The following is a 9011-nucleotide window of genomic DNA, read 5'->3' as shown; positions in this document are numbered from 1 at the left end:
CCCGGCCCCTGCCCGCCCCGCGCCGACGGTACCCGCCGATGCTGTGGCCGATGCTTTGGCAGAGGCTTTGGGGGCCGATACCGGGGTCGAAGACAGCCCGGGCGGTTTGGGCTTGGCCGCCAATGGCCCGCCGGTGACCGCAGGCGAGAAAGAGGCCTTGATCGTCGATGTGAAGCAATGCTGGAACGTGGGGGCTTTGTCCTCAGAGGCGCTGCGCACCTCGGTGACGGTCCGGGTCGATATGCAGCCCGACGGGCATCCGATCACCGGCTCGATCCGGATGGTGGGCTTTGAGGGTGGGTCTGATGCGGCGGCCCGGCAGGCCTATGAAGCGGCGCGGCGCGCGATTGTGCGCTGTGGCTCTGACGGCTTTCCGCTTCCGGCAGAGAAATACAGCTGGTGGCAACAGATCGAGATCGTCTTCGACCCGTCGAAGATGCGGATGAAATAGCGCGAAACGGCGCGGTCAGGCGCTTGTGATCCACAGCGCGCCAAAGACAGGTTAGATAGGGGCAAAGCCCGACGAGGTGGGAAAGATGGTGCGTTGGATACTGGCCGCGATGGCGGCGCTGATGATCACGGCAGGCATGGCGGCGGCGCAGCAAGGCCCGCTGCATATCGAGATCGATGAAGGGGTGATTGAGCCGCTTCCCTACGCCCTGCCCACCTTTGTTGACGAGGGCGCGGGCGGGCTGACTCATGATATCACCCGCGTTATCGCCAATGACTTGTCGGGCACGGGCCTGTTTCGTGAAATCCCCGAGGCCGCGCATATCCAGCGCTTTGGCGTGTTTGAGACGCCCGTCAGCTATGCCGATTGGCAGGCGATCAATGCCCAAGCGCTGATCGTGGGCGCCGTGGGCATGTCGGGCGGCAAGGTGGTGGTGAAGTTCCGCCTGTTCGATGTCTATTCCGGCGCGCAACTGGGCGAGGGGCAACAGCTGGCGGCCAGCCCGCAAAGCTGGCGGCGGCTCGCGCATAAGGTGGCGGATGTGATCTATGCCCGGATCACCGGCGAAAGCGGCTATTTCGACAGCCGGGTGGTGTTCGTTTCGGAAGCCGGTCCCAAGGACAAACGGCAAAAGCGTCTGGCGGTGATGGATTACGATGGCGCCAATGTCACCTATCTGACCGATAGCTCCACCATCGTTCTGGCCCCGCGCTTTTCGCCGCAAGGGGACCGGATTCTGTATACCACCTTTGAAACCGGTTTTCCGCGCATCAAGATGATGAATGTCGGCAATGCTTCTGGCCAGCTTTTGCCCGAAGTGCCGGGCACGATGACCTTTGCGCCGCGGTTTTCGCCCGATGGCAATTCCATCGTCTATTCGCTTGAGCAAAACGGCAATACCGACCTTTACCAAATGGGGGTGAATGGCGGGGGCATGCAACGGCTGACCAATTCCCCCGCGATCGAAACCGCGCCGTCGTTCAGCCCCGATGGGTCGCGGATCGTGTTTGAAAGCGACCGGTCGGGCACGCAGCAGATCTACGTGATGCCGGTTGCAGGTGGTGAGCCGGTGCGCATTTCCTTTGGCGAAGGGCGCTATGGCACCCCGGTCTGGTCGCCGCGCGGCGATTTGATCGCGTTCACCAAACAGGCGGGGGGGCGTTTCTTTATCGGGGTGATGCGCACCGATGGCTCGGAAGAGCGGCTTTTGACCGCCTCTTTCTTGGATGAGGGGCCGACATGGTCGCCCAATGGCCGGGTGATCATGTTCACCCGCGAAAGCCCCGGCGCAACTGGTGGGGCGAAACTCTACACGGTGGATATTTCGGGGCGAAACCTGAAGGCCATCGAGGGCGTGGGCGGGGCTTCGGACCCGACATGGGGACCGCTTCTGCCCTGATTCACAACAACAGAGAAAGCTGATATTGTGCCTGCAACGGGCACGTCAACAAAAGGCGGTAGATATGCATCTTGCAACCAAAGCGGCTCTGGGTCTTGCGCTGATCGCGCTTGCGGCCTGTAACAACCCTCGGGATATGAACGGGGTCAATGATCCGGGCGGCGCCTTCGGCGAAGGCGGCATCAGCCAAGGCGCGATCAACGATCCCAATTCCCTGGCCTATTTCTCGGCCACGGTTGGCGACACGGTGAATTTCATGGTCGATCAGTCGACGCTGTCCGACCAGGCGCGCACGACGTTGGCCGGTCAGGCGCAATGGCTCAATGCGCACCCTAACTATGCGGCGATCATCGAAGGCCATGCCGACGAACAGGGCACCCGCGAATATAACCTCGCATTGGGCGCGCGCCGGGCCAGCGCGGTGCAGGAATATCTGATTTCGCAAGGGGTGGCGGCGACACGGCTGCGCACGGTGTCCTATGGTAAAGAACGTCCCTTGGCGGTCTGCTCCACCGAGGATTGCTATTTCAAGAACCGCCGCGCGGTCACTGTGATTTCAATCGGCGCGGGGAGCTAAGCGAATGCGGCGGGGCATGAGACAGACGGTGACGCGGGCGGCATTGGGGGCAGCCCTTGCGCTGGCGCTGTCCGTGCCCGCCGGGGCCGAAACCTTGGCCGATATTCGCGCCGAACTTGGCCAGTTGTCGGCGCAGATGCAAAGCCTGCGCGCCGAGCTTGTGGCCTCTGGCACGCAGGGGTTGCAGGCGGCAGGCGGGGCCTCCGCGCTGCAACGGATGGATGCGATGGAGGCGGAACTGACCCGCCTTACCGCGCGCACCGAGGCGCTGGAAAACCGCGTCGAACAGGTGGTGAAAGACGGCACGAACCGGGTGGGCGATCTGGAATTCCGGATTTGTGAGTTGGAAGAAGGCTGCGATATCAGTGCCATCGGCCAAGGCCAGCCGCTGGGCGGTGTGGCCCCGGCCGCGATCACCGCGCCCGCGCCCAGTGCCGTGGCCTCGGGCGGCGGCGCCTTGGCGATGAATGAACAATCGGATTTCGATCGGGCTCAGGCGGTGCTCGATCAAGGTGACTTTCGCGCCGCTGCGGCGCTCTTTAAGACCTTTGCCGAAACCTATCCGGGCGGCCCCCTGACCGATGATGCCGCCTATCTGCGCGGCGAGGCGCTGCACAAAGCGGGCGATGTGGCAAATGCCGCGCGGGCGTGGCTTGATGCCTTTTCCGCCGCCCCCGAAGGGCCGCGTGCGGCCGACAATCTGTTGCAACTGGGCAAAGCTTTGGGGGGCTTGGGCCAACAGACCGAAGCTTGCGCAACGCTGGCAGAGGTGCCCGCGCGCTTTCCCGCCTCTGAGGCCGCTGCACAGGTCGGGGCGGCGCAAGCCTCGCTTGGCTGTCGGTGACATTGCCCGGGCGCTGGCCTGACCCGGCGGCTTTGCGCGCCGCCTTGCAGGCGGGCGATGTGCCGCCTGAGGATGGTGTGTTGCTGTGCGCCGCCGATGCCGCGCTGACACTGCGTGCACCACGACTGGCCGGGCGCAAGATCGGCGTTGCGGTCTCGGGCGGGTCGGATTCGATGGCGACGCTGTGGCTTTTGGCGCAACTGCACGGTGTCGAAGCGGTAACCGTTGATCATGGGCTGCGCGCCGAGGCTGCGGCAGAAGCGGCTTTCGTGGCCGATTTTTGTGCCTCCAAGGGTATTCCCCATACTGTGCTCACCTGGCAGGGGCGCGCGGCGGAAGGCAATCTGATGGATGCTGCAAGGCGGGCGCGGTTGCGGCTGATCGGCGGATGGGCGCGCGCGCGTGGTCTTGGCGCGGTCGCCTTGGGCCACACTTCGGACGATCAAGCCGAAACCTTCTTGATGCGCCTGTCGCGCGAAGCGGGGCTTGAAGGGCTTGCCGGAATGCGCGAAGCCTTTGAGGCCGAGGGCCTTTTGTGGCTGCGCCCGTTCTTGCTGCAAAGCCGGGCCGAGTTGCGGGGCTATTTGCGCCGCCATGGCATTGGCTGGATCGAAGACCCGTCGAACCAGAACACCCGCTTCGACCGGGTCAAGGCGCGCAAGGCGTTGCAGGCCTTGGCGCCGCTGGGCATCAGTGCGAGCAAGCTCAACGCCGTTGTGGGGCATTTGGCGATGGCCGAACAGGCGGTGGGGCTGTCGTTGCAACGTTTGGCCGAGGCGCATGTGCGCGAAGAGGCAGGCGATGTGGTGATTGATGCGCGCGGTTTTCGCAATGCCTTCGACCCGGAAACCGGGCGGCGGTTGATCAATGCCGCGCTGATCTGGGTTTCTGGGGCGGATTATGCCCCCCGCGCGGCCAAGGTGATCGATCTTTTGATGACATGGCGCACACGGCGTGACCGGACGCTGCATGGCTGCCGCATCATTGTGGATGATGACACGATCCGCATCACCCGTGAGGCCAAGGCCGTGGCGGATTTGCGGATGCCCTTGGGGCAGATCTGGGACCGCTGGCATCTGTCAGGGCCCGCCGATGCGGGGCTGGTTGTCGGTGCCTTGGGGGCGGGGGGGCTGCGGCAGGTGCCGGGCTGGCGCGCGGCGTGTGTGCCACGCGCGACGCTCTTGGCGTCACCCGCGATCTGGCACGGCGAAACCCTGATCGCGGCGCCGCTTGCGGGCCTTTCGAACGGATATTCGGCCCGTATTGTGCGCGGCAGTTTTGCGAATGCGCTAATCAGGCGTTGAACCTGCGCGCGCAATCCCTATTTTCACTTGCAACGGCACCGCCTTTCCGGGCGGTGCCATGTCTTTCTTTGGAGGTATCTCTTGGGCAACGCGCGCAACCTTGCTTTCTGGGCCCTGCTCTTCGTGCTCATCCTTGTGCTGTTCAACTTGCTGGGCGGTGGCCAGGGGCCGCTTAACGCCAAGCAGGTGTCTTATTCCGAATTTATCGCTGCCGTTGATAACGGTGAGGTGAAATCGGTTCAGCTCGATGGCGAGGACGTGCGCTACCAGGATGCGGATGGTGAAAATTTTGCCACCGTAAAACCGGAGGCCGATGAAATCGCCGAGCATCTGATCGCGCAGGGCGTTTCGGTCGATGTCGTCAAGCAGGAACAATCCGGCCTGATGTCGATCTTGGGTGTCTGGCTGCCCTTCTTGGTGATGATCGGGCTGTGGATCTTCTTCATGAACCGCATGCAAGGCGGGGGCAAAGGCGGTGCGATGGGCTTTGGCAAGTCCAAGGCGAAGCTTTTGACCGAAAAGCATGGCCGGGTGACCTTTGACGATGTCGCGGGCATCGACGAGGCCAAGGAAGAGCTTGAAGAGATCGTGGAATTCCTGCGCAACCCGCAGAAGTTCAGCCGTCTGGGCGGTAAAATCCCCAAAGGCGCGCTGCTTGTCGGCCCGCCGGGCACCGGGAAAACGCTGCTGGCGCGCGCCATTGCGGGCGAGGCGGGCGTGCCTTTCTTCACTATCTCGGGTTCTGACTTCGTGGAAATGTTTGTGGGCGTTGGTGCAAGCCGCGTGCGCGACATGTTCGACCAAGCCAAGAAGAACGCGCCCTGCATCCTGTTTATCGACGAGATCGACGCTGTGGGCCGCGCCCGGGGTGTGGGCATCGGTGGCGGCAACGACGAACGCGAACAGACGCTGAACCAGTTGCTGGTTGAGATGGACGGGTTCGAGGCGAATGAAGGCATTATCATCATTGCGGCCACGAACCGCAAAGACGTGCTGGACCCCGCCTTGTTGCGCCCCGGTCGTTTCGACCGTCAGATCCATGTGCCGAACCCCGATATCAAGGGCCGCGAAAAGATCCTGTCGGTCCATGCGCGCAAAGTGCCCGCGGGCCCCGATGTCGATCTGCGCGTGATCGCGCGCGGTACACCGGGCTTTTCGGGCGCGGATTTGGCCAACCTTGTGAATGAGGCCGCGTTGATGGCGGCGCGGGTTGGCCGCCGTTTCGTGACGATGGAAGATTTCGAAAACGCCAAAGACAAGGTGATGATGGGGGTTGAGCGCCGTTCGATGGTGCTGACGCCCGAGCAAAAGGAAATGACCGCTTATCACGAGGCTGGGCACGCGGTGGTGGGCCTTAAGCTGCCCAAATGCGACCCGGTTTATAAGGCGACGATCATTCCGCGCGGGCAGGCCTTGGGCATGGTGGTCAGCCTGCCGGAAATGGACAAGCTCAACTACCACAAGGATGAGGCTAAGCAGAAGATCGCCATGACCATGGCGGGCAAAGCGGCCGAAATCCTCAAATGGGGTGACGAGCATGTCTCGAATGGCCCGGCGGGCGATATTCAGCAAGCCTCTGCCATTGCGCGGGCGATGGTGATGCGCTGGGGCATGTCCGACAAGGTCGGCAATATCGACTATTCCGAAGCGCATGAGGGGTATCAGGGCAACACCGGTGGTTTCTCGGTCTCGACCAAGACGAAAGAATTGATCGAGGAAGAGGTGCGCGGCCTGATCGAACAAGGCTATCAAGATGCGCGCAGGATCATCGAGGACAACCGCGAGGAATGGGAGCGTTTGGCTCAGGGGCTGTTGGAATATGAAACCCTGACCGGCGACGAGATTCGCAAGGTGATGGCGGGCGACCCGCTGGATCCCGATGACGACGATCCCTCGCCCTCGGGCAGCTTGCCCACGGTGACATCGATGCCGCGCACCAAGCCGGCGTCGAAACCGACGCCCGAGCCGAACGCCTAGGGTATGGCGGGCAAGGCGCCAGATTGGGACCCCGATGCCTATGACGGGTTTGCCGATTTGCGCCTGCGCCCAGTTCTGGACCTTTTGGCGCGGATCGGTGATCTGCCAGAGGGGCGCGTCATCGATCTGGGCTGTGGCACCGGGACGGCAGGGCCGGAACTGGCCGCGCGGTTTGCGCCCCGCAAGATTTTGGGCGTGGATAGCTCAAAGGCGATGCTGAAAAAGGCCGGGTCGACAGGGGCGTATAAGCGCTGCGATCAGGCAGATATTGCGACGTGGGAGCCGGGCAAAGCCCCGGCTCTTATCTTTTCTAATGCCGCATTGCATTGCCTGTCCGATCACGCGGAACTTTTGCCGCGTCTGGCCCGTTTTTTGGCGCCCGGTGGCACCTTGGCGGTGCAGATGCCGCTGCAATGGTATGCGCCGTCGCATGTGCTGCTGCGTGAACTGGCGGCGCGGATGTTTCCGGCCCGGTTCGCGTTGGAGGGCGCGCCTGCGCCGGTTGGCACGGCGCGCCAATATTGGACCTGGCTGGCCCCGCTGGGTGATATAACGCTATGGGAAACGGAATACCTTCAGCCGCTTTCGGCTGAACCGCCCGCGCATCCGGTGCGCGCCTTCACCCAAGCCACGGCGATGCGCCCATTTCTCGCGCAAATGACCGAGGCCGAGGGGGCTGCCTTTACCCGCGCCTATGATGCGGCTTTGACCGATGCCTATCCGCTTTTGCCCGACGGCGCGGCACTTTTGCCGTTGCGCCGGTTGTTCTTCGTCTGTGTGCGGCCGCAAAGTGCGTGACTTAGCACCAAAGGGTCGCAATCGCGCCACCGGTTTGAAGGCTCGCCGCTAATCTGATCCCAAGTTGAATTTGGGGCGAAGACGTCAGGAGATAGACGGGCTTTTCGGGGCCGGGGTTGAGAACAGGCGCGCAAGGTGCGATAGGGGCAGGGCGAAACAGCGGAAAATGCCGATGAGAGAGCCCTCCGAAATCCCTTCGATGGCCGAATTGCGTGCCGAGATCGACGCGCTGGACGTGCGTATCGTCGCGCTATTGGCCGACCGTGCGCGGCTGATCGACCGTGCAGCCCAGCTCAAGCCCGGCGAGGGCATGCCAGCGCGGATCACCGCGCGGGTCGAGGAAGTTGTGCGCAATGCTTGCGCTGAGGCCGAGGCGCGGGGGATGGACCCCGCCTTGATCGAAGCGATCTGGCGCATGATGGTGGAATGGTCGATCGCCCGCGAAGAGCGGGTTCTGGGCAAAGGGGAAGAAGCGTGAGCGCAAAACTCATCGACGGAAAGGCCTTCGCGGCCAATGTTCGGGCGCAGGTGGCGACCCATGTGACACGGCTCAAAGAGGTCAACGATCTGATCCCGGGGCTGGCCGTGGTGCTGGTGGGCGAGGATCCGGCGAGCGAGGTCTATGTGCGCAACAAGGGCAAGCAGACCCTTGAAGTGGGCATGAACTCCTATGAGCACAAACTGCCCGCCGACACCTCTGAGGCGGATTTGCTGGCGCTGATTGCTGCGCTCAATGCCGATCCGGCGGTGCATGGCATTTTGGTGCAACTGCCGTTGCCCGGGCATCTAAACTCGGATCTGGTGATCAATGCCATCGATCCGGCCAAGGATGTTGACGGGTTCCATATTTCCAATGTCGGGCTGTTGGGCACTGGGCAAAAGGCGATGGTGCCCTGCACGCCGCTGGGGTGTTTGATGATGCTGCGCGATCATCATGGCAGCCTGTCGGGGCTCAATGCCGTGGTCGTCGGGCGTTCCAACATCGTGGGCAAGCCGATGGCGCAGCTTTTGTTGGCCGATAGCTGCACCGTGACCATCGCGCATAGCCGCACCAAGGATCTGGCGGCGGTGTGCCGTGGGGCCGATATTTTGGTCGCCGCCGTGGGCCGCCCCGAGATGATTCCGGGCGATTGGGTCAAGCCGGGCGCGACGGTGATTGATGTGGGCATCAACCGCATTGAGCGCGACGGGAAGAAAAAGCTGGTGGGCGATGTGGAGTTTGCCTCTGCGGTCGAGGTGGCTGGCGCGATCACGCCAGTGCCCGGTGGCGTTGGGCCGATGACGATTGCTTGTCTTCTGGCCAATACCTTGACGGCTTGCTGCCGTGCCCATGGTTTGCCCGAGCCCGAGGGGCTAACCGCCTGATTTCTGGGCGCTTGGTTGGTCCCGCCGCTGCGGGGCCGGCCCTGCACGGTTCCCGGTTGCGAGCTTGTCTTGGACCGGCTAACGAGCGAAAAGTAATTTAACAGAGGGCGTTGTCGCGGGTATCCGCAGCATCGCTGGTTGGATGTATAAGTTTCTGATCGCTTATAAGCGGGCATTGTTTTTGCCCATCATCCCAGTTGCCTGGGGGTTGATTTCGATCGTTTGCGTGATCGGGGGCCCGTTCGGCACGGCGGTATTAAGCCCATTGTCCCGGTTTGCCTTATGGCCGGCCGCCA

The 9011-nt window shown here is 62.9% G+C and carries 8 protein-coding genes and 1 pseudogene; all 9 read left to right on the top strand.

Going from position 1 to position 9011, the window contains the following annotated elements:
- Window positions 1-451: pseudogene (locus CKO11_RS16230) on the top strand (hypothetical protein); the annotation flags it as partial.
- A gap of 85 nt (window positions 452-536) precedes the next feature.
- Window positions 537-1850, top strand: coding sequence for a Tol-Pal system beta propeller repeat protein TolB (gene tolB / locus CKO11_RS16225; RefSeq protein ID WP_223641119.1), 1314 nt, complete (start codon window positions 537-539; stop codon window positions 1848-1850).
- Between the two features lie 64 nt (window positions 1851-1914).
- On the top strand, window positions 1915-2427 hold the full coding sequence (gene pal / locus CKO11_RS16220; protein WP_223641117.1) for a peptidoglycan-associated lipoprotein Pal: 513 nt from the start codon (window positions 1915-1917) through the stop codon (window positions 2425-2427).
- Window positions 2428-2443: 16 nt separating this feature from the next.
- The gene (gene ybgF, locus CKO11_RS16215) at window positions 2444-3271 is read left to right on the top strand and encodes a tol-pal system protein YbgF (RefSeq protein ID WP_223641115.1); all 828 of its coding nucleotides are present in this window, start codon (window positions 2444-2446) and stop codon (window positions 3269-3271) included.
- A complete protein-coding gene (gene tilS / locus CKO11_RS16210) occupies window positions 3268-4575 on the top strand; it encodes a tRNA lysidine(34) synthetase TilS (RefSeq protein WP_223641113.1) in 1308 nt (435 codons plus the stop codon). Before ybgF ends, tilS begins: the two co-directional genes overlap by 4 nt.
- Before the next feature lie 81 nt (window positions 4576-4656).
- Window positions 4657-6552 (top strand): ATP-dependent zinc metalloprotease FtsH, encoded by a 1896-nt coding sequence (gene ftsH, locus CKO11_RS16205; RefSeq protein WP_223641111.1) that lies wholly within the window; start codon window positions 4657-4659, stop codon window positions 6550-6552.
- Between the two features lie 3 nt (window positions 6553-6555).
- On the top strand, window positions 6556-7350 hold the full coding sequence (locus tag CKO11_RS16200) for a methyltransferase domain-containing protein (RefSeq protein WP_223641109.1): 795 nt from the start codon (window positions 6556-6558) through the stop codon (window positions 7348-7350).
- Window positions 7351-7522: 172 nt separating this feature from the next.
- The gene (locus CKO11_RS16195; protein ID WP_223641107.1) at window positions 7523-7828 is read left to right on the top strand and encodes a chorismate mutase; all 306 of its coding nucleotides are present in this window, start codon (window positions 7523-7525) and stop codon (window positions 7826-7828) included.
- Window positions 7825-8715 (top strand): bifunctional methylenetetrahydrofolate dehydrogenase/methenyltetrahydrofolate cyclohydrolase FolD, encoded by an 891-nt coding sequence (gene folD / locus CKO11_RS16190; RefSeq protein WP_223641104.1) that lies wholly within the window; start codon window positions 7825-7827, stop codon window positions 8713-8715. Before CKO11_RS16195 ends, folD begins: the two co-directional genes overlap by 4 nt.
- The last annotated feature ends 296 nt before the right edge of the window (window positions 8716-9011 follow it).

It is taken from the genome of Rhodobacter sp. TJ_12 (genome assembly GCF_020023995.1).
Lineage (GTDB): Bacteria > Pseudomonadota > Alphaproteobacteria > Rhodobacterales > Rhodobacteraceae > Rhodobacter.
This window is presented reverse-complemented; position numbering and strand designations above follow the sequence as displayed.

Excerpts from the sequence above, each read along its gene's own strand:
- tolB (WP_223641119.1), top strand. The coding sequence starts at position 537 with ATGGTGCGTTGGATACTGGCCGCGATGGCGGCGCTGATGATCACGGCA.
- pal (WP_223641117.1), top strand. The coding sequence starts at position 1,915 with ATGCATCTTGCAACCAAAGCGGCTCTGGGTCTTGCGCTGATCGCGCTT.
- ybgF (WP_223641115.1), top strand. The coding sequence starts at position 2,444 with ATGAGACAGACGGTGACGCGGGCGGCATTGGGGGCAGCCCTTGCGCTG.
- CKO11_RS16200 (WP_223641109.1), top strand. The coding sequence starts at position 6,556 with ATGGCGGGCAAGGCGCCAGATTGGGACCCCGATGCCTATGACGGGTTT.
- CKO11_RS16195 (WP_223641107.1), top strand. The coding sequence starts at position 7,523 with ATGAGAGAGCCCTCCGAAATCCCTTCGATGGCCGAATTGCGTGCCGAG.